At 75.1% G+C, this 20,792-nt stretch carries 11 protein-coding genes; 6 read left to right on the forward strand and 5 right to left on the reverse strand.

The genetic code is table 11. From position 1 onward, the window contains the following. Positions 1 to 98: 98 nt before the first annotated feature. Entirely contained in the window at positions 99 to 707 is a 609-nt protein-coding gene (locus tag ACGF0J_RS15440) for an AAA family ATPase (RefSeq protein WP_393146065.1), read from the reverse strand. A gap of 149 nt (positions 708 to 856) precedes the next feature. On the opposite strand from ACGF0J_RS15440, the gene ACGF0J_RS15445 reads away from it, so the two are divergent. After that, positions 857 to 1,897 (forward strand): LacI family DNA-binding transcriptional regulator, encoded by a 1,041-nt coding sequence (locus tag ACGF0J_RS15445; RefSeq protein WP_393146067.1) that lies wholly within the window; start codon positions 857 to 859, stop codon positions 1,895 to 1,897. Between the two features lie 15 nt (positions 1,898 to 1,912). On the opposite strand, the gene ACGF0J_RS15450 is transcribed toward ACGF0J_RS15445, so the two are convergent. The 4 genes from ACGF0J_RS15450 to ACGF0J_RS15465 all read right to left on the reverse strand — a co-directional run bounded on the left by ACGF0J_RS15450 (position 1,913) and on the right by ACGF0J_RS15465 (position 6,479). Continuing rightward, positions 1,913 to 3,421: an alpha-N-arabinofuranosidase gene (locus tag ACGF0J_RS15450; RefSeq protein WP_393146069.1), complete on the reverse strand. Its 1,509-nt coding sequence runs from the start codon at positions 3,419 to 3,421 to the stop codon at positions 1,913 to 1,915. A gap of 91 nt (positions 3,422 to 3,512) precedes the next feature. Further along, on the reverse strand, positions 3,513 to 4,541 hold the full coding sequence (locus ACGF0J_RS15455) for a glycerophosphodiester phosphodiesterase family protein (protein ID WP_393146071.1): 1,029 nt from the start codon (positions 4,539 to 4,541) through the stop codon (positions 3,513 to 3,515). A gap of 88 nt (positions 4,542 to 4,629) precedes the next feature. Beyond that, positions 4,630 to 5,265 carry a hypothetical protein gene (locus ACGF0J_RS15460; protein WP_393146072.1) on the reverse strand — a complete coding sequence of 212 codons (636 nt, stop codon included), beginning with the start codon at positions 5,263 to 5,265 and terminating at the stop codon, positions 4,630 to 4,632. Positions 5,266 to 5,324: 59 nt separating this feature from the next. After that, complete coding sequence (locus ACGF0J_RS15465) at positions 5,325 to 6,479, reverse strand: RtcB family protein (protein WP_393146074.1); 1,155 nt, start codon at positions 6,477 to 6,479, stop codon at positions 5,325 to 5,327. 236 nt (positions 6,480 to 6,715) lie between these two features. On the opposite strand from ACGF0J_RS15465, the gene moaA reads away from it, so the two are divergent. From moaA to ACGF0J_RS15490, 5 genes are all read left to right on the forward strand, one after another. Beyond that, positions 6,716 to 7,705 (forward strand): GTP 3',8-cyclase MoaA, encoded by a 990-nt coding sequence (gene moaA, locus ACGF0J_RS15470; RefSeq protein ID WP_393146076.1) that lies wholly within the window; start codon positions 6,716 to 6,718, stop codon positions 7,703 to 7,705. A gap of 843 nt (positions 7,706 to 8,548) precedes the next feature. Then, positions 8,549 to 9,967: a thioesterase domain-containing protein gene (locus ACGF0J_RS15475; protein ID WP_393146603.1), complete on the forward strand. Its 1,419-nt coding sequence runs from the start codon at positions 8,549 to 8,551 to the stop codon at positions 9,965 to 9,967. Continuing rightward, positions 9,964 to 14,979: an amino acid adenylation domain-containing protein gene (locus ACGF0J_RS15480; protein ID WP_393146078.1), complete on the forward strand. Its 5,016-nt coding sequence runs from the start codon at positions 9,964 to 9,966 to the stop codon at positions 14,977 to 14,979. The genes ACGF0J_RS15475 and ACGF0J_RS15480 overlap by 4 nt, the downstream gene beginning before the upstream one ends. 3 nt (positions 14,980 to 14,982) lie before the next feature. Beyond that, the gene (locus ACGF0J_RS15485) at positions 14,983 to 20,589 is read left to right on the forward strand and encodes an SDR family NAD(P)-dependent oxidoreductase (protein ID WP_393146080.1); all 5,607 of its coding nucleotides are present in this window, start codon (positions 14,983 to 14,985) and stop codon (positions 20,587 to 20,589) included. Between the two features lies 1 nt (position 20,590). Next, positions 20,591 to 20,782, forward strand: coding sequence for an MbtH family protein (locus ACGF0J_RS15490; protein ID WP_393146082.1), 192 nt, complete (start codon positions 20,591 to 20,593; stop codon positions 20,780 to 20,782). The last annotated feature ends 10 nt before the right edge of the window (positions 20,783 to 20,792 follow it).

The following is a 20,792-nucleotide window of genomic DNA, read 5'->3' on the forward strand; positions in this document are numbered from 1 at the left end:
CTTTCACCCGATGGCGGGAAACGAGTTCTCGGCAGGCCGTGACGAGGCCCCTGCTGCGGGGAGGCGACCGAAGCATCGGCTGGGGCCCCGGCGGAGGGTCAGGGGGTCGTGCCGTCGAAGTCGATGCTCACGAGGAGGTCGGCCGCCGCGCGGTCCAGAACGTGCGCGCCGGCCGCCGGAGCGTACCGGCCCGCCCGTGCCCGCCCCACCAGCGCGGTCCAGTGCCGCCGGTGCGCGGCGAACGTGCGCGGCGGCACCACGCGGCCCCTGGCCCGCTGCCCGGCGAGCGCCGCCTCGGCCGGGGCGTCCAGCAGCAGCAGGTGGAAGGCCGCGCCCGAACGGCGGGCCAGCCAGGCGAACCCGCGCAGGACGACCGGGCCGCACCCCCGGTTGTGGGCGATCACCGCCTGCCCGGACCGCAGGGCCCGCCGGATCCGCCACACGTGCGTGGCGAACACCAGCGCCGTGCGCGCCGGCTTGGGTGCCCAGGTGAGCCTGCCGGCCCACCGCGCCCTCGACTGGGCCGAGTCGATCACCGTCGCCCCGCCGGCCGTCACGGGCGCGGCCTCGGCGCCGTCCAGGCCGTACAGGCGGCGTAACAGGGTGGACTTGCCGGCGCCGGGCAGCCCCGTGAGAATCACCAGCGAGCCCGCCGGATAGCGGAGCGTTCCGGCCGTGGGCGGGACGGCCGGCACTGAGACAACCATGATCTCGACCTCCCGCCGTCTCGGCGACGCAGTATAGATCACATCAAGTGTCCCGCACCAAGGGAACGGCTGCCGGAGATCGCCCGCTGGTGACGCGAACCGGCGACGTCCCTGTTAGCGTTATCGCCACGAAGTGGGGGTGAGCGCACATGGCAGCCGGTTCCGGCGATCCCAGGCCGAGATCCAGACCCGCGGTGCTCGGTGACGTCGCGGCCCTGGCCGGGGTGTCGGCGATGACCGTCTCGCGGGTGCTCAACGCACCCGACCGGGTGCGCGCCGAGACCAGGGCACGCGTGCTCGCGGCGGTCCGCGAGCTCGACTACTGGCCCAACACGGCGGCGCGGCAGCTCGTCACCGGCCGGTCCGGCGTGCTCGGCGTGGTGAGCATCGACACCACCCTGTACGGTCCCGCCTCCACCCTCTACTGCATCGAGCAGACGGCCCGGCTCAGCGGCTACACCGTCAGCATCGCCAGCCTGAGCGCGCTCAGCCGCCGCTCCATCGAGGAGGCCGTGCACCGGCTGCGCTCGCAGTCGGTCGACGGCGTCATCATCGTCGCCCCGCACGAGTCGGCCGGCGACGGCCTGCGCCACCTGCCGCCCGACCTGCCCGTGGTCGCCGTCGACGCCGGCGAGGACATCCCCGTGCCTGTCGCGACGGTCGACCAGCGCGCCGGGGCGGCCCGCGCCACCCGGCACCTGCTGAGCCTCGGCCACGAGACCGTCTGGCACCTCGGCGGGCCGGTGGACTGGATCGACGCCAGCGGCCGCATCGAGGGCTGGCGCGGCGTGCTGGAGGCCGAGGGCCGCCCGGTGCCCGAGCCGCTGCGCGGCGACTGGAGCCCCCGCGCCGGCTACCAGCTCGGCCGGCGGCTCGCCGAGGACCCGGCGGTCACCGCCGTGTTCGTGGCCAACGACCAGATGGCGCTGGGCGTGCTGCGCGCGCTGCGCGAGGCCGGCCGGCGCGTGCCCGAGGACGTGAGCGTCGTGGGGTTCGACGACATCCCGGAGGCGGCCTACTACTGGCCGCCGCTCACCACCGTCCGCCAGGACTTCCGCGAGGTCGGCCGGCTGGCCTTCCACCTGCTGCTCGACCGCATGGCGGGGGAGGAGCGCGAGCCGCGCCGGCTGGTGGAGCCCGACCTGGTCGTCCGCGAGAGCACCGGCGCCCCCGGAAGCCCCGCCCGCTGAACCGCCGGGCGGCGGTCAGGACAGGTGGATCACGTTCCAGGAGACCGGCGGAAGCAGCACCCGGAGCGGGTCGTGCTCGACGTCCGGGTTCGGCCGGGGGGCGACGCGGTCCGGGTCGTCGGCGGTGTTGCGGGCGTAGACGTCGGCGTCGGTGAGCGTGGTGGCCGCCGTGACCCGCGCGCCGCCCAGTGCGCGGGCGTCGATCTCCAGCGACAGCGGCCGATCGGTGGAGCGGTTGACCGCGAACAGCGTCACCCCGCCGTCCCGCGCGCGGGTGGCCGTCGCGTGCAGCAGCGGCACCTCGCCGTACACGGCGGTCTCGTACGTCGGCGAGACGGGCTCGACCCGCAGCACGTCACCGGAGGCGTGCCGGGACGCCTGCGCGAACGGGTGGAAGGTGGTCTGCCGCCAGGCCCGGCCGCCGGGCTCCGTCATGATCGGCGCGATCACGTTGACGAGCTGCGCCAGCGACGCGGCGGTGACCCGGTCGCTGTTGCGCAGCAGGGTGATGAGCAGCCCGCCGAAGGCGACGGCGTCGGCCAGGTGGTAGTGGTCCTCCAGCAGCGGCGGCGCGACCGGCCAGTCGGTGGGCGGCTCGGCGCCGGTGAAGCGGGACAGGTACCAGATGTTCCACTCGTCGAAGGAGATGTCGATCCGCTTGCGCGACTTGAGCCGGGCGCCGACGTGGTCCGCGGTGGCGACGACCGAGCGGATGAAGTAGTCCATGTCGGTGGAGCAGGCCAGGAAGCTGCCGAGGTCGCCGTCGCGCTCCTCGTAGTAGGCGTGGCAGGAGATGGCGTCGACCAGGTCGTAGGTCTCCTCCAGCACCGCCGCCTCCCAGGCGCCGAAGGTCGGCATGGCCGAGCTGGAGCTGCCGCAGGCCACGAGCTCCAGGTCGCGGTCGATCATCCGCATGGCGCGGGCGGTCTCGGCGGCGAGCCGGCCGTACTCGCGGGCGGTCTTGTGGCCGGTCTGCCAGGGGCCGTCCATCTCGTTGCCCAGGCACCACATGCGGATGCCGTGCGGCTCCCTGGCGCCGTTGGCGATCCGCAGGTCCGACAGGGTCGTGCCGCCGGGATGGTTGCAGTACTCGAGCAGGTCCAGGGCCGCCTCGATGCCGCGGGTGCCCAGGTTGACCGCCATCATCGGCTCCACGCCCGCCTTGCGGCACCAGGCGACGAACTCGTCGACGCCGACCTCGTTCGTCTCGGTGCTGTGCCAGGCCAGGTCGAGCCGGCGGGGGCGCTGCGACCTGGGCCCGACGCCGTCCTCCCAGCGGTAGCCGGAGACGAAGTTGCCGCCCGGGTAGCGGACCGTGGACACGCCCAGCTCCCGGGTCAGGTCGAGGACGTCGCGGCGGAAGCCGTCGTCGTCGGCCGCCGGGTGGCCGGGCTCGTAGATGCCGGTGTAGACGCACCGGCCGAGGTGCTCGACGAACGTGCCGAAGGTGCGCCGGCGCACCGGGGCCACCGTGAAGGCGGGGTCGATCGTGAGATGTGCTGCGATGGCCTCGCCGTTGCTCACCGGGCGGCTCTCTCTGCTGGGGTTGGGGGGATGCGGTGCCAATTGTTAGCGCTATCAAGGGATGTGGTCAAGAGCCGCCCAGGTCACTCGCCTACCGGCGGCGGCGGGCGACGACGGCCCGGCCCATCGCCGGGTCGTCACAGAACGCGCCGTCCACGCCCAGCTCCAGCAGCCGATCGAGCCAGCCCGCCACGTCGCCCGTCGCCCGCGGGAAGGCGGGACTCGCCGGATCGCCCCGGCGGTGGTCGAGGGGGAGCTGGGAGTTCTCGTTCCGGATCGTCCACACGTGCACCTCCAGGCCCGCGCGGTGCGCGTCGGCGACGAGCGTGGTCGGCTCCAGCAGCCGCCCGTCCGGGCCGGCCGGGACGACGCGCCGCGTGTCCACGCCGATCCCGTCCGCGTACGCGGCCACCTCGCGCAGCCCCTCCGGGGTCACCATGTCGTCGTACGTGCGCGGGTCACCGGCCGCCACCCGGTCGTAGGGGGCGCCCGCGACAGCGATGAGCTGGATCAGCGGCAGCGGCGTCCGGGCGCGCAGGGCCCGCAGGTTCGCCGTCTCGAACGACTGGATGAACACCTCGCCCATCCCCTGCTCCTCCAGCACCGCCAGCAGCGGCTCCTCCAGCGGCAGCCCGAGGGCGGCGAAGTGGCTGGGATGCTTGGTCTCCGGGTAGACGCCCACGCCGTGGCGCCGCGCGAGCCGGACGACCTCCTCGAACGTCGGCACCTCGGCCAGCCCGTCGAAGGCGGTGTTGCCCGGCCGCAGCTCGGGGACACGCTCCCGGGCCCGCAGCGTCTTCAGCTCCGCGAGCGTGAAGTCCTCGGTGAACCAGCCGGTCACCGGCCGCCCGTCGACGGTCTTCGACGTGCGCCGCCCGGCGAACTCCGGGCGGTCGGCCACGTCGGTGGTGCCGGAGATCTCGTTCTCGTGCCGGGCCACCAGCACGTGGTCCCTCGTCGCGACCAGGTCCGGCTCGATGTGGTCGGCGCCCATGGCGATCGCGGCCTCGTACGACAGGAGGGTGTGCTCGGGGCGGTGGGCGCTGGCGCCGCGGTGCGCGATCACCAGGGGCGCCCGGCCGCGCCCGTCGGCGGCGGCGGGAGTGGAAGCGGACGGCACAAGGGCGACCGTACCGCCCGCCCGGCCGCGCCGCGATCACGGCGAGCCGGTGCACGCCGTGATCAGGGCGAGCCGGTGCACGCCGTGATCAGGGCGAGCCGGTGGCCGCCGGGCTCGGGGTCGCCGTCGCGGGCGCCGGGCTGGGGGTAGCCGTCGCGGGCGGCGGGGAGCCCGTGGGGGCGCCCTGCGGCGCCGGGCTGTAGGTGGCGTACACGCCGGCCCTGGCCAGCACCGGCACCATGAGCTTGAACTGCGGGCCGGCGGCGAAGGTGAACGTCATCGGCACCCACGTGCGCGTGGCCAGGCCGGTGATCGTGCCGATCGGCCGGTCGGCCCCCGCGACCCCGCCCGCCGGGATCTCGACCGTGCCCGCGAGGCGTACCGTCCCGCCGCCCTCGACCGTCACCCGCTCCAGCCGGATGGGCTCGGGCCGCTCGTTCACCAGCACCGCGTACAGCGGTGCCTCCCCGGACGCCTGAGCGGCCCCCGGCCCGGCGCTCGGTGGCCCGCCGGTCGGCCGGCCCGCGGGCTGCTCTCGCCGCTCGGCGCCCTCCGGGCCGAGCAGGAACGCGTTGCGCACGTGCACCTGACCGGCGCTGCCGTTCGCTCCGTCGTTCTGCGGCCGGTGCAGTCGCGTCGGGTCGTTGAAGTCGCTGGACAGGTTGGCGCAGCCCGCGGCGGCAAGGGCGAGCGCGGCGGCGGCTGATGCCACGGCACGGCGCATGACCGGCCCCCTCTCGACGGTCTCTCGGACCGTCGCATACCCGAGGTGGACCGGCCGAATCAGCCCTTGTAGTTGAACACCTGGCTCAGCGTGTGCCGCACCTCGACCAGGTCACGCTGGTCGGCCATCACCTGGTCGATCGGCTTGTACGCCTCGGGGTGCTCGTCCACCAGCGCGGCGGCCCGGTCGGAGTTCCAGGTGCGGCCGCGCATCGCCTCGCTCAGCGACTGCGCCGACAGCTCACGCTTGGCCCGCCCGCGCGACATCCGCCGCCCCGCCCCGTGGGAGCAGGAGTTGTACGACGCCGGGTTGCCGACGCCGCGCACGATGTAGGACCGCGTCCCCATCGATCCGGGGATCACGCCCTCGTCGCCGGAGTCGGCCTTGATGGCGCCCTTGCGGGTGATCCACAGGTCCTTGCCGCCGTGCGTCTCGCGCTCGGAGTAGTTGTGGTGGCAGTTGATGGTGCGCACCCGCGAGCCCTTGCCGACCACCCGGAACAGGGCGTCGACCAGCACCTTGTCCATCCGCGCCCGCGAGGCCATGGCGTAGCGCTGGGCCCACAGCATGTCCTCGATGTACGCGGTGAACTCCGGGGTGCTCTGCGTGAAGTACGCCAGGTCGGGGTCCTCCAGGCCGATCGCCAGGCGGCGCATCAGCGCGCGGGCCCCGGCGATGTGCTTGGTGGCGAGCTGGTTGCCGATCCCGCGCGAGCCCGAGTGGAGCACCGTCCACACCCGGTCCCGCTCGTCCAGGCACACCTCGACGAAGTGGTTGCCCGAGCCGAGCGTGCCGAACTGCGCCGCCACGGTCTTCTCCTGCTTGGGCGTCAGGCTGGTGTGCGGCAGGCCGAGCCCGGCCAGCGTCCGGTCGAGGGCCGGGTCGTCGTGGCCCTTGCCCACCCCGGCCGGGATGCGCCGCTCCACGATCGGCATCAGCCGCGCCAGGTCGTCGGGCAGGTCGGCGGCCGTCAGCGTCGTCTCGGTGGCGACCATGCCGCAGCCGATGTCCACGCCCACGGCGGCCGGGATGATCGCACCCTCGGTCGGGATCACCGAGCCGACCGTGGCCCCGATCCCGACGTGCGCGTCGGGCATGAGGGCGACGTGGCCGGCCACGAACGGCAGCCGGGCGGTGCGCGCGGCCTGCGTGATCGCGCCTTCGTCGATCTCGCTGGCCCAGGACAGCAGGTTGGGTGCGGGCTGGTGAGGCATGACGGGGATCTCCTTACTCGTCCGCGACCCAGTGTGCCGCGATCATGGTCGGAACCCCACTCATTTATCCTCCCACTCCTTCGGGGGGCGACGCGTGATCGAAGGGGTCCCGAGCACGGCGCGCGCGGGGGAATCACGCTCGTGGGGGAGCTGTTGTGGTTAGGGATGGGCGGTGAGGGCGAGCCGGAGAGGGTCGTAGGCTTGCTGTCCCGGCGATCGGACAGGAGGTGACGCCCGTGTTGCGAGACTCGTTCGGACGGGTGGCGACAGATCTGCGGGTGTCACTCACGGACAAGTGCAACCTGCGGTGCACCTACTGCATGCCGCCCGAGGGGCTCGACTGGCTGCCCAACGCCAAGCTGCTGACCGCCGACGAGATCGTCCGCCTGGTCACCGTCGGAGTCGAGCGGCTCGGCGTCACCGAGGTCCGCTACACCGGCGGCGAGCCCCTGCTGCGCCGCGAGCTGCCCGAGATCGTCGCCCGCACCGCCGCGCTGCGTCCCCGCCCGCAGATCTCGCTGACCACCAACGGCATCGGCCTGGTCAGGCTCGCCGCGCCCCTGGCGCAGGCGGGCCTCGACCGGGTCAACGTCTCCCTCGACACGCTCGACCCCGGCACGTTCAAGCGGCTGGCGCACCGCGACCGGCACGACGACGTGATCGCGGGCCTCACGGCGGCGCACGACGCGGGCCTGCGCCCCGTCAAGGTCAACACCGTCCTAATGCGCGGCGTCAACGACCACGAGGCCGTCCCCCTGCTGCGGTTCTGCCTCGACCGGGGCTACGAGCTGCGCTTCATCGAGCAGATGCCGCTGGACGCCCAGCACGGCTGGAGCCGCGCCGACATGGTGACCGCCGACGAGATCCTCGGGCTGCTGTCCGGCTCGTTCGACCTCACGCCCGACGACCTGGAGGAGCGGGGCAGCGCCCCGGCCGAGCGGTTCCTGGTGGACGGCGGGCCCGCCCGGGTGGGCGTCATCGGGTCGGTGACCCGCCCGTTCTGCGGCGCCTGCGACCGGGTCCGGCTCACCGCCGACGGGCAGGTGCGCAACTGCCTGTTCGCCCGGGAGGAGTCCGACCTCAAGACGGCCATGCGGGCCGGAGCCTCGGACGACGAGCTGGCCGAGCGGTGGATCGCCGCCGTGGCCGGCAAGCGGGCGGGGCACGGCATCGACGACCCGTCGTTCCTGCAACCCTCCCGGCCTATGTCGGCCATCGGCGGCTGACCGGGAATTCTTCTCCGGAAAATGCGGAGCAGGCCCTGACAGGGGTCAGTCGAGGAATTGGGGAATTGTGTTATCCCGCTTCCGGTGACGAAGTCCGGGGTTCCGGAGCGGGGCTGCACAGGCGGGGGGCGGAGCCTTGTCGAGAGGGTCCGAAATCCTCGGGGCAGCTTCTTGACTGAGGTGCATTCGCGCCCGGCGGCAAGGCCCGCGTGAGGCGGGCGGCCTCGAATGGGTCAGGCGCCCCGGAAAATGGGGTCACGAACTTCTGTGCGCATTGTCGGACGGCTGTCGCGGGAGGGCTCGTCCGGCGGCTCGCTGTCCGGGCCGGTGACCGCACTTCCAGGCACGAGTGGCGCCACCTCCTCCCAAACAGCCCCAAACGATATCTAGTGGGCTAAAACCAGTATCGGTCTGTCCGAATATCAAGCTATGCATGCCCGTAAGGGATGGGGCCGCCTTATCATCGAGGGCCTGCTCGGGCAAGGTTGCTTGAGGGTTTGACTGTTGTTGCTGGTGAGGTTGCGGCCTACGTAAACACGCTGTTGACGCCGCCCGTAAGTGGTGGATATAAGAGTCTTGCCGTGGTTGACGGCACATCTCATGAAATGTGATAGTCGTCCGGTCGAAATCCCCATAAAGCTTCTTTAAGGCATTTGTCGAGGAGCGCCGTAACATGGCGATTGAACACCTCCACATTCAGCAGCGACGAACACCCCAACCCGCGCCTGCCCCCTCCGACCCCCGCACGACCGCCTCCCTCAGGGGAGGTGCTGGGCCATCACCGGCCAGCTGACCACGTCGCCGCAGGGCGTCCACCCCACCCGCCCGGACCGGCCCCGCACGATCTTCTGCCTGCCGTACGCCGGCGGAGGCGCCAGCGCCTACACCGGCCTCCTGCGCGAACTCGCCGCCGACGTCACGGTGACCCCGCTGCACCTGCCCGGCCGCGAGAGCCGCATCACCGAACCGCCCGTCTTCACCATCGGCCGCATCACCGACGAGATCGCCCTCGCCACCGGCGAGCCGTACGCCCTGTACGGCCACAGCATGGGCGCGCGCATCGTGTTCGAGGTCGCCCGGGAGCTGCGCCGCCGCGGCCTGCCGGCTCCCGCGCGGCTCTACGTCGGCGGCGCGCACCCGCCGCACCGCAGGGTGCCGCTGGCGGTCACCGCCGACCTGCCGGACGAGGCGTTCATCGACCAGCTCGTCCGCCGCGCCGGCGCGCACCCCGAGCTCAGGCACGAACCGGAGCTGCGCGACCTGCTGCTGCCCCTGCTCCGCGCCGACTTCACCTGGATCAAGAACTACCGCTGTCTCCCCGAACCCCCGCTGGACGTCCCGATCGTCGCCTTCACCGGGCTCGACGACGGCGAGGTGAGCGCCGCCGACATGCTCGGCTGGGCCAGGCACACCACGGCCGGGTTCCGGCTGCGCACGCTGCGCGGCGGTCACTTCTTCGTCCGGGACGTCCCTGCCGACCTGGCCCGCCTCATCGCCGCCGACCTGGACGGCATGACCGGCTTGACCGACCCGGCCGGCTTGACCGACCCGGCCGGCCCGGCCGCCGGGGCCGTCACGCCGGAGCCCGACGAGGTCCGCCTCCTCCTGCGCCAGCCGCCCACCACGCCCACACCCGCCGGGAGCCGTCCAACGGACGGGGCCGACGGCGTCCCCGCGGACCCGGACGGGTGGACGAGCGTGAGCCGCGCCGGCGACCTGTGGCTGGCCGCCGCGGCCCGCGACCCGCACGTCGGCGTCGCGCTCGCCCTCGCGGCGCCGTCGGCACCCCTGCGCGCCGCCGGCCCCGCGCAGGCGGGCGGCCGGAGCTCCGGGCACGGAGGCCCCGGAGACCCGGCCGCCGGCCAGGACGCGCCGGGCGCGGCGGAGCTGTTGAACCCGGCCGAGCGGGAGCAGATCGAGGACGCGGCCGAGGAGGACCGCCACTGGCTGGAGCTGCGCGCCGTCACCTCGAAGCGCGCCCTCGCCGCCGCCGGAGCCCGGGACGTCGCACGAGCCGCCTTCCCCGACCTGTCCGACCCCGGCCCGTGGCGCGCCCGGGACGACGAGCCCGGCCCCCACGGCGCGTCCCGCTGGCAGGTTCTGCACCTGCCCCTGCACACCACCCGCGGAGAGGCGCTGGCGGCCGTCGCGGTGCCGTACGCCACGGTACGGCTGAGCCTCGACACGCACCCCACCGGTCCGCACCCCACCGGTCCGCACCCCGCCCGCACACCCGTCGAACCTCCGGAGGCAACGCGGTGACCGTGGCGACCACCGGGCCGCTCCTGCACGACCTGATCACCGCCCAGGCACGCCGGACCCCGGCCGCCCCGGCGATCCGGCAGTGGGAGCACACCCTCACCTACCTGGAGCTGACCACCGCCGCCAACGCGCTCGCCCACCGCCTGCGCGCCGCCGGCGCCGGCCCCGAGACGCGCGTCGGCGTGTGCGGCCGCCGCACCCCCGACCTGCTCGTCGCCGTGCTCGGTGTCCTGCTGTCCGGCGCCGCGTACGTCCCCCTCGACCCCGCGCATCCACGCGGCCGGCTGGCGACCGTCGTCGACGACGCCCGCATCGCCACCGTCGTCGCCGACACCACCGGCGAGCGCCTGCTGGCCGGACTGCCCGTGCGGCTGCTGCCCCCGCACCACGGCCGGCGGGACGACCCGCCGCCGCCGCTCACCCGGCCGGCCAACGCCGCCTACACCCTCTACACCTCCGGCTCTACCGGCCGTCCCAAGGGCGTCACGGTCAGCCACGCCGCCGCCGTCGCGTTCGTCACCATGGCGGGCGAGATGTTCGGCCTGGACGCCGGCTGCCGGTCGATCGGCTTCGCCGCGCTGGGCTTCGACGTGTCCGTGCTGGACGTCTTCGCCCCGCTGGCCCGCGGCGGCTCGGTCGCGTTCGTCGGCGACGACGACCGGGTCGACCCCGCCCGCCTGCAGAGCTTCCTCGAACACCACCACGTCACCTGGGGCACCATCCCGCCCGCGCTGCTGCCCCTCCTCGACCCGGCCCGCCTGCCCACCCTGCGCGACCTGCTCACCGCCGGCGAACCCGCCGGACCCGAACAGGTCGCCCGCTGGACCCGCCCCGGACCGCGCCGCTTCCACAACTGGTACGGCCCCACCGAGACGACGGTGTGCGTCGTCGGCACCGAACTCGACGGCGCCTGGGACCGGCCGTTGCCCATCGGCCATCCGCTGCCCGGCTGCACCGCCCGGATCCTCGACGAGGACCTGCGCCCCTGCCCGCCCGGCACGCCCGGCGAGCTGTGCATCGGCGGCCCCCAACTGGCCCGCGGCTACCTCGGCCGGCCCGGCCTGACCGCCGAACGCTTCGTCCCCGACCCCTGCGGCGGGCCCGGCGAACGCCTCTACCGCACGGGCGACCGGGTCGTGCTCGACGCCGACGGCCGCATCGCCTTCCTGGGCCGCCTCGACCGGCAGGTCAAGATCCAGGGACAGCGGGTGGAGATCGGCGAGGTGGAGGCGGTGCTGCGCACCCACCCCGCGATCCGCCAGGCCGTCGCCGACGCCGCCACCGGCCCGGCCGGGCTGACCGAGCTGACCGCGTACCTGACCCCGAAGGACGCGCCCGGCCTGGACGGCGTCCGTGACCACTGCCGCGACCACCTGCCCCCGTACATGATCCCCACCCGCGTCGTGCGGCTGCCCGTGCTGCCGATGACCGTCGCCGGCAAGGTGGATCTGGCGGCGCTGCGCCGGCTCACCGCCACGCCGGGCCCCGCCGGCGACGCGGCCCCGGCGGGCGGGCCGCCCCGCACTCCCGCCGAACGGGCCGTCGCCGGCGCGTGGGCGCGCGCCTTCGCCACCGCCGAGCCCGGCCGGGACGACGACTTCTTCGCGGCCGGCGGCCACTCCCTGCTCGCCATGCGGCTCACCGCCCTGCTCGGCGAGGCGCTGCGCCGCCGCGTCGCCGTCGAGGACGTGCTCGCCGGCCGGACCGTCGCCGGCATCGCCCGCCGCGCCGAACGGTGCCCGCCGGTGCACGACGAGCCGCCCGCCGTCGCGCCCGCCGCGCTGTCGCCCGCCCAGCGGCGCATGTGGTTCGTCGAACGGCTGGCCCCCGGCACGCCCGCCCACAACATCGCGATGGCGCAGCGCCTCACCGGCCCGCTCGACCTGCCCGCGTTGCGCGCCGCCCTGACCGCGGTCGCCGAACGCCACGAGGCGCTGCGCTGGCGGGTCCCCGAGGACGGCGGCGTGCCCTCCGTCACCGTCGTCCCGCCGGCCGAGGTCCCCCTGCCGGTCGAGGACGTCACCCCCGAAGGGCTGGCCGGCCGCCTGCAGCAGGAGGCCCGCCGGCCGTTCGACCTGGCGGCCGGGCCGCTGTGGCGGGCACTCCTGCTGCGCCTGGGCGACGACGCGCACGTCCTGGCCGTCACCGTCCACCACATCGTCTTCGACGGCTGGTCGCAGGGCGTCCTCTACCGCGACATCAGCGCCGCCTACCGAGGCGAGCGGCCGGAGCCGCCGCCCGCCTCCGCGGGCGGGTACACCGCCTGGCTCGCCGCCCGCGAGACGCCCGCCGACCTCGACTGGTGGACCGCCGCTCTCGACGGCGCCCCGACCGTGCTGGACCTGCCGCGCGACCACCCGCGCCCACCGGTGCAGACGTTCGACGGCGCCGGCGTGACCGCCGAGGCCGACGCCGCGCTGAGCGACGCCGTCCGGCGCCTCGCCGCCCGGCTGGGCGGCACGCCGTACGCGGTGATGCTCGCCGCGTTCGCGCAGGTCCTGGCCCGGCTGACGGGCCGGCGCGACCTCATCGTCGGCACGCCCGTCGCCGACCGCCGCCACCCCGCCCTCGAACCGCTGGCCGGCTGCCTGGTCCACGTCCTGCCCGTACGGCTGCGCGTGGACGACGACGCCGGCTTCGACGCGCACGTCACCCGCTGCCAGGACACCCTGTCCGGCGCGCTGGCCCACCTCGACGTGCGGCTCGAACGGCTCGTGGACCGGCTGGTGCCCGGCCGTCTCCTGTCGCGCAACCCGCTCGTGCAGGTCCTGTTCAACATGTACGACTTCGCCGAGCCGCGCCTGGACCTGCCCGGCGTGCGGTCCGAGCCGCTGCCGCCCGGCCTGCCGGGGTCGCTGTTCGACCTCACCATGTACGTCGCCGAGCGGGACGGGCGCTACCTGCTGCAGGCGGTGTACAACCCGCGCCTGTACCGCCACGACCGCGTCGAGGCGCTGCTGTCGGGCTACCTGCACCTGCTGTCGGGCCTGGTCGCGGCCCCCGAGGCGCCGGTGGGGCGGGCCCGCCTGCGCCCACCCGCCGAGCCCACCGCGCGGGCCGTGCCGCCCGACGGGACCGCGGCGCTGCCGCCGTGGGACGGGCCCGGCGTCGTCGAGAGCTTCCTGCGGCAGGCGTCCGCCCACCCGGACCGGCCGGCCGTCACGGGCGAGGGCGGGGACCTCACCTACGCCGCCCTGGCCGCCCTGGCGCGGGCCACGTGCGCCGCGATCACCGGCGCCCCGCGGCCCGCGCGGCACGAGGCCACGCCGGACGAACCGGACGAACCGGACACGGTGGCGGTGCTGGCGGCGCGGCAGAGCGACCTGCCCGCGCTGCTGCTGGGGGTGCTGGCCGCCGGCGCCCGATGGGCCGTGCTCGACGCCGCGCTTCCCCCCGCCCGCCTGGCCGTACAGGCCCGCGCCGCCCGCGCCCGCGCCCTGATCGCCTGTCACGGCCAGACCCCGCCCGCCGAACTGGCCTGGCTGCCGGTGATCCCCGTGCCCGCCCCCGGCGAGGAAGCCCCCGCTCCCGGCGAGGAAGCCCCCGCTCCCGGCGAGGAAGCCCCCGCCACGGCCCCGGACACCGAGGGCGGCTTCCCCGCCGCACCGCCGGACCGGCGCGGATACCTGGCCTTCACCTCCGGCACCACCGGCGACCCCAAACCCGTCCTCGCCGCCGAGGGCCCCCTGGCGCGCTTCCTCCACTGGTACCCCCGCACCCACGACCTGACCGGCGACGACCGGTTCGCCCTGCTGGCGGGGCTGGCCCACGACCCGCTGCTGCGCGACCTTCTCACCCCCCTCACGCTCGGCGCCCGGCTGTACGTGCCCGCCCAGGACACCGTCCGCGACCCCGCCCGGCTGGCCGGCTGGCTCCGGCGGCACCGCGTCACCGTCGCGCACCTCACCCCCCAGCTCGCCACCCTCCTCACCGCCTCCGGCCGGCCGCTGCCCGACCTGCGGCTCGTCCTGTTCGGCGGCGACCGGCTCACCCACGGCGACGCCGCCCGCTTCGGGCGCGTCGCGCCCCGGGCCCGCCTCGTCAACACCTACGGCACCACCGAGACCCCCCAGGTCCAGGCCGCCCACGACATCACCCACCCCGTCGCCGGCAGCGGCGACCCGCTGCCGGCCGGACACGGCGTCGACGGCGCCGAACTGCTCATCCTCACCCCCGCCGGCCACCCCGCCGCCGTCGGCGAACTCGGCGAGGTCGTCATCCGCAGCCGCCGCCTGGCCGACGCCTACCTCGACCCCCACCTCACCCGCGACCGCTTCACCACCGAACCCGACGGCACCGGCCGCTACCGCACCGGAGACCTCGGCCGCTACGACCCCGACGGCCGCGCCGTCCTGGCCGGCCGCGCCGACACCCAGGTGAAGATCCGCGGCTACCGCGTCGAACTCGGCGAGATCGAACACGCGCTGCTCGCCCACCCCGGCGTGCTGGCCGCCGCCGCCACGGCCGCCGACCAGCCCGGCGGGCCCGTCGTCCGCGCCTACGCCGTCCCCGCCGGCGCCGCCGTACAGCCCGGCGAACTGCACCGCCACCTGCGCGCCACCCTGCCCGACCACGCCCTGCCCGCCGACGTCGTCCTGCTGCCCGCCCTGCCGCTGACCGCCAACGGCAAGCTCGACCGCGCCGCCCTGCCCGTCCCGCCACCCCGCCCCGCGGCCGGCGGCGACCACGAACCCGCCACCGGCACCGAACGGCTCCTCGCCGGCATCTGGCGGGAGATCCTCGGCCGGCCGAGGATCTCCGCCACCGCCAACTTCTTCGACATCGGCGGCCACTCCCTGGCCACCGCCCAGGTCCAGGCCCGGCTGGCCGCCGCGCTCGGCCACGCCGTGCCGATCGTCGATCTGTTCCGCTTCCCGACCATCCGCGCGCTGGCCGCACACCTCGACGGCGAACGCCGCCCGGCCGGATCGCAGCGTGCCGCCCGCCGGATCGCGGCGCGCCGGGCACGTCCCACCACGCACCGGCCTCACCCAGGCCAGACGGGAGAGTAAGGAATGACCGCTGCCACGCCCCACGAGGACCACCACGAGCACGACGCCACCGCCGACGGGGTCGAGCCGATCGCGGTCGTCGGGCTGGCCTGCCGTCTGCCCGGCGCCCCCGACGTGCCCACCTACTGGCGCAACCTCGTCGACGGCGTCGAGTCCGTCACCTTCTACACCCGCGAGGAGCAGGAGGCCCTCGGCGTCCCCGACTACCTCCTCGACGACCCCACCTTCGTCCCCGCCGCGTCCATCGCCGCCGACTACGGCTCCCTCGACGCCGCCTTCTTCGGCATGTCACCCCGCGAGGCCGAACTGCGCGACCCCCAGCAGCGCATGTTCCTGGAACTGGCCAACAGCGCCCTGGAGGACGCCGGCTACGACCCCGCACGCTACGGCGGCGAGATCGGCGTGTACGGCACCATCGGCTCGGACGAGTACCAATGGATGTACATCCGTCCCAACAAGAAGGTGTTCGCCTCCGTCGGCAACCTGGCCGTCTACACCGGCAACCACCCCGACTACCTGGCCACCCTCGTCTCCTACAAGCTCGACCTGCGCGGCCCCAGCCTCACCACCCACACCGCCTGCTCCTCCTCCCTGGTGGCGCTGCACCTGGCCGTCGAGGCGCTGCGCGCCGGCGAGTGCGACATGGCGCTCACCGGAGGAGCCTCCCTGGAGATGCCCGCCGAGTGGGGCTACCAGTACCACCAGGACGGCATCTACGCCCCCGACGGGCACTGCCGCGCCTTCGACGCCGCCGCCCAGGGCACCATCTGGGGCGGAGGCGGCGGCATCGCCGTGCTGAAGCGGCTGTCCGACGCCGTCGCCGACGGCGACCACATCCGCGCCGTCGTCATCGGCAACGCCATCAACAACGACGGCGCCACCAAGGTCGGCTTCTCCGCGCCCAGCGCCGAAGGCCAGGCCGCCGCCGTCGCCCAGGCGCTCGGCGTCGCCCAGATCGACCCGCGGACCGTCACCTACGTCGAAGCCCACGGCACCGGCACGTCCCTCGGCGACCCCATCGAGGTGGCCGCCCTGTCCAGCGTGTTCGGCGCCGGCACCGAACAGGCCGGCTGGTGCGGCATCGGCTCGGTCAAGACCAACATCGGCCACCTCGGCCCGGCCGCCGGCATCGCCGGCTTCATCAAGACCGTCCTCGCGATCGAACACGGCCTGCTGCCGCCCAGCCTCAACTATTCCGCCCCCAACCCGCGCATCGACTTCGGCACCAACCCCTTCCAGGTCGTCTCCACCCTCACCAAGTGGGAGACCGACGGCTTCCCCCGCCGCGCCGGCGTCAGCTCCTTCGGCATCGGCGGCACCAACGCCCACGTCCTCGTCGAGCAGGCGCCGCCCCCGCCGCTGCCGGCCACCGAGCCGCGCCCCGCCCACCTGCTGCACCTGTCGGCCCGCACCCCCGCCGCGCTGGAGGCCGCCGCCCGCCGGCTGGCCGACCACCTCGCGGACCGCGAGACCGACCTGGCGGACGTCGCCCACACCCTGCGCACCGGCCGCCGCGTCTTCCCCCACCGCGCGGCCGTCGTCGCCACCGACCCCGCCGACGCCGTCGCCGCCCTCACCGACACCAGGCGCCTCATCAAGGGCAAGGCCGGCACCCCCCGCGTCGCCTGGCTGTTCTCCGGCCAGGGCGCCCAGTACGCGGGCATGGGAGCGGGCCTTTACCAGGCCGAACCGGTCTTCGCCGCCGCCGTGGACGAGTGCGCCGACCTCCTGCGCGACGAACTGTCCGGGCTGGACCTGCGCACCCTGCTGTTCCCCGGCCCCGACGCCCGCCAGGACGCCGACGATCGGCTGCGCCAGACCGCGCTCACCCAGCCCGCCCTGTTCGCCGTCGAATGGGCGCTCGCCAGGCTGTGGCGCTCCTGGGGCGTCGAACCCGCCGCCATGATCGGCCACAGCATCGGCGAGTACGTCGCCGCCACCGTCGCCGGCGTGTTCGACCTGCCCGACGCGCTGCGCCTGGTCGCCGCCCGCGGCCGCCTCATGCAGTCGGTGCCGCCCGGCTCCATGCTGGCCGTCCGGCAGGACGCCGACGAGGCGCGCGACCGGCTGCCCGACGGGCTGTCCATCGCCACGATCAACGGCCCCGGCACCTGCGTCGTGGCCGGCCCCACCCCCCTGGTGGAGGAGTTCGCCGCCCGGCTCACCGGCGAAGGCGTCCAGCACACCATGCTGCGCACCTCGCACGCCTTCCACTCGGCGATGATGGACCCCGTCCTCGCCGACTTCCACGACACCGTCGCCAGGGCCGCACGCCACGCCCCCGCCCTGCCGTTCCTGTCGAACGTCACCGGCACCTGGATCACCGCCGAACAGGCCACCGACCCCGCCTACTGGACCCGCCACCTGCGCGAAGCGGTCCGCTTCGGCGACTGCGTGGCCACCCTCACCGCCGAAGGCGAATGGCGGCTCGTCGAATGCGGCCCCGGCCGCCAGCTCGCCGGCCTGGCCCGCACCCAGCTGCCCCGCACCGGCCCCGCCCCGCTGCCCAGCCTGCCCGGCCCCGCCGAAGCCAGGACGGACCTGGAGGTGCTGTACACCGCGGCCGGCACCCTGTGGGCTGCCGGCGTGCCGCTCGACACCGGAGCAGCCGCCGGACCCGCCCGCCGCGTGCCACTGCCGCACTACCCCTACGAGCGGACCCGCCACTGGGTGGACACCCCCCTCGACCCCGAACTTGTCTACCCGCGCGCGCCTCGCACCGGAGCGCTGCCGGTGGAGGAGTGGTTCGCGGTGCCGGCGTGGCGGCAGGAGCCGCGGCCCGTCACCGCACGCGCCGGCGCCGACCTCGCGGCGCGGCTCGCGGGCACCCGCTGCCTGGCGTTCGCCGGCCCGGCCGCCGAACCGCTGCTGGACGCCCTGCGCGCGGCCGGCGCCGACGTGGTCCGCGTCGTCCCTGGCGACCACTACGACGCGGGCGACCCCGCCCGCGGCGTCACCCTCCGGCCGGGCGAGCGCGACGACTACGACCGGCTCGTCGCCGACACCGGAGTCCCGGACCGCGTCATCCACGCCTGGGCCCTCGACGGCGCCCCGGCCACCGGCATCGGGCAGACCCGGGCCGCGCAGGACCTCGGCTTCTTCTCCCTCCTCAACCTCGTCCAGGCACTGGCCCAGGCCGAGCCCGGCGGCGTCCACCTCGACATCGTCACCGCGGGCACCCAGCAGGTCACCGGCGCCGACCTGCACCGCCCCGAACACGCCACCGTCGCCGGCATCGCCAAGGTCGTCCCCCTGGAGGCGCGCTGGCTGACCGCCCGCCACCTCGACCTGGACCCCGGCCCCGGCGCGGCCCTGCGCCACCTAGACGCCGTGCTCGCCGAACTGGCCGCCGACCCCGCCGACCCGCCGCACGGCGAACCGCCCTCGCCGGTCGCGCTGCGCGGCCACACCCGCTGGCTGCGCGGCTACCGGCCGCTCACCCTCCCCACCGGCGGCCACGACGACGACCCCGGCAGCCCGCCCGTCCGGCTGCGCGCCGAAGGCGTCTACCTCATCACCGGCGGCCTGGGCGGCATCGGCCTCACCCTGGCCGAAGACCTCGCCCACCGCCTGCGCGCCCGCCTCGTCCTCATCGGCCGCTCCGGGCTGCCTCCCCGCGCCGACTGGGACACCCTCGACGGCGGCGCCGACCGTCAGGGCCGCGCCGTCTCCGCCATCCGCCGCATGGAGCGGGCCGGCGCCGACGTGCTCGTCCTCGCCGCCGACGTCACCGACCCCGCCGCCCTGCGGCGCGCCCGCGAGCAGGCCCTCGACCGGTTCGGCCGCCTCGACGGCATCGTGCACGCCGCGGGCCTGCCCGGCGGCGGCATGGCCGAGGTCAAGGAACGCCACGCCGCCGAACAGGTCATGGCCCCCAAGATCGCCGGCACGCTGGCGCTCCGCGAGGCGTTCGGCGACCTGCCACTCGACTTCGTCATGCTCTGCTCCTCCGTCACCGCCGTCGCCGGCGGCTTCGGGCAGGTCGACTACTGCGCCGCCAACAACTACCTCGACGCCTACGCCGCCACCTGGCCGGGCACCGTCCTGTCCGTCAACTGGGGGGCCTGGCTGGAGGTCGGCATGGCCGCCGAGATCGCGGCCCCCGCCGCCTTCCGCGCCCTGCAACGCGGCGACCGCATCGTCCAGGCCGACCACCCCGTCCTCACCCACCGGCACGAGACGAGCGGACGCCACCCCTGGTACACCGGCTCCCTCTCGCCGGCCACGCACTGGCTGCTGGACGAACACCGCGTCGCCGGCGTCCCCGTCCTGCCCGGCACCGGCTACCTGGAGACAGCCCGCGCCGCGTTCCAGGCGAGCGTGCCCAGCCCCGGCCCCGGCCACGTCGTCGAACTGCGCGACGTCGCCTTCGTCGCCCCCCTCCCGGTCGCCGACGACGCCACCGCCGAACTCCGGGTGCTGCTGACCCCCGCGGGCGACGGCATGGACTTCGAGGTCGTCAGCGTCGCGGCCGGCCACACCACCCAGCACGCCAGGGGAGCCGCCGCCTGGACGCCCGCCGACCCGCACGCCGACGCCCTGACCGACATCCGCGCCCGCTGCGCCTACACCGCTGACGGCGACGGGGCGAGCCCCTTCGCCTCCGCCTCCGGGCTCGTCACCTTCGGCCCCCGCTGGAGCAGCCTGCGCGCCGTCCACCACGGCGCCGGCGAACAACTCGCCCGCCTCGAAGCCGGCCCCGACGTCACCGCCGACCTCGACCGGCTGCCCCTGCACCCCGCGCTGCTCGACGAGGCCACCGCCTACATCGCCGTCACCGGCGAACACAGCTACCTGCCGCTCGGCTACGGCCGCGTCACCCTGCACGCCCCCCTGCCTGCCCGGCTGTGGAGCCACGCCCGCCCCCGCGACACCGGAGGCGACGAGGTCCTCGCCGCCGACCTGACCCTCTACGACGACGCCGGTCACCCCGTCGTCACCATCTCCGACTTCGTGCTGCGCCGCATCGACAAGCAGGCGGTCACCCAGACCGTCGGCGAGGGCGCCCGCCACACCGCCGCCGAACCGGCCGTCGCCGAGGAGTCCGCCGCCGCGGGCAACGCCCTCGACATCGACGGGGCGCGGCGCGGCATCTCCCCGGCCGGCGGCGCCGACGCCTTCCGCCGGCTGCTGGCCGCCCACCTCGGCCCGCAGGTCGTCGTCAACGCCACCCGTCTCGACGAGTTCGTCGCCGGCGTACGCGACCTCACCCACGACACCGTCGCGGCGGACCTCGACGCCGCCGCCGCGACGGGGGACGGCGGCCCCGGCGCCGGCGACGACCACGTCGCCCCCCGCACCGACCTGGAGGCCGCGCTCGCCCGGCTGTGGGGCGAGGTCCTCGGCGCCCGCCAGGTCAGCGTCGAGCAGGACTTCTTCGAACTGGGCGGCAACTCCCTGGTCGCCGTGCAGCTCATCGCCCTGATCCGCAAGAGGATCGGCGTCCGGCTGCCCATGCGCAGCCTGTTCCAGGTGCCGACCGTCGCCGGGATGGCCGCCCTCGTCGAGGAACTCCGCTCCGGCAGCACCGCCACCACCGGGGACGCCGGCGCCACCGCCGGCACGACCGGACCCACCATCACCCGCCTTCCCCGCACCGAAAGGGCCTGACATGCGCGACGGCCACTACAAGGTCGTGGTCAACGACGAAGAGCAGTACTCCATCTGGTTCGCCGAGCGTCCCCTGCCGCAGGGCTGGCACGACACCGGCGTCCAGGGACCCAAGCAAACCTGCCTCGACCACATCGAACAGGTCTGGACCGACATGCGCCCGCGCAGCCTGCGCGAGGCCATGGGGGAGTAGGAGGGCAACC

It is taken from the genome of Nonomuraea sp. NPDC047897, assembly GCF_043204415.1.
In the GTDB taxonomy this organism is placed as follows: domain Bacteria; phylum Actinomycetota; class Actinomycetes; order Streptosporangiales; family Streptosporangiaceae; genus Nonomuraea.

What these genes read in the sequence shown, in the direction of transcription:
- ACGF0J_RS15440 (WP_393146065.1), bottom strand. Translation starts at nt 707, where the DNA reads ATGGTTGTCTCAGTGCCGGCCGTCCCGCCCACGGCCGGAACGCTCCGC.
- ACGF0J_RS15490 (WP_393146082.1), top strand. Translation starts at nt 20,591, where the DNA reads ATGCGCGACGGCCACTACAAGGTCGTGGTCAACGACGAAGAGCAGTAC.
- ACGF0J_RS15445 (WP_393146067.1), top strand. Translation starts at nt 857, where the DNA reads ATGGCAGCCGGTTCCGGCGATCCCAGGCCGAGATCCAGACCCGCGGTG.
- ACGF0J_RS15465 (WP_393146074.1), bottom strand. Translation starts at nt 6,479, where the DNA reads ATGCCTCACCAGCCCGCACCCAACCTGCTGTCCTGGGCCAGCGAGATC.
- ACGF0J_RS15460 (WP_393146072.1), bottom strand. Translation starts at nt 5,265, where the DNA reads ATGCGCCGTGCCGTGGCATCAGCCGCCGCCGCGCTCGCCCTTGCCGCC.
- ACGF0J_RS15485 (WP_393146080.1), top strand. Translation starts at nt 14,983, where the DNA reads ATGACCGCTGCCACGCCCCACGAGGACCACCACGAGCACGACGCCACC.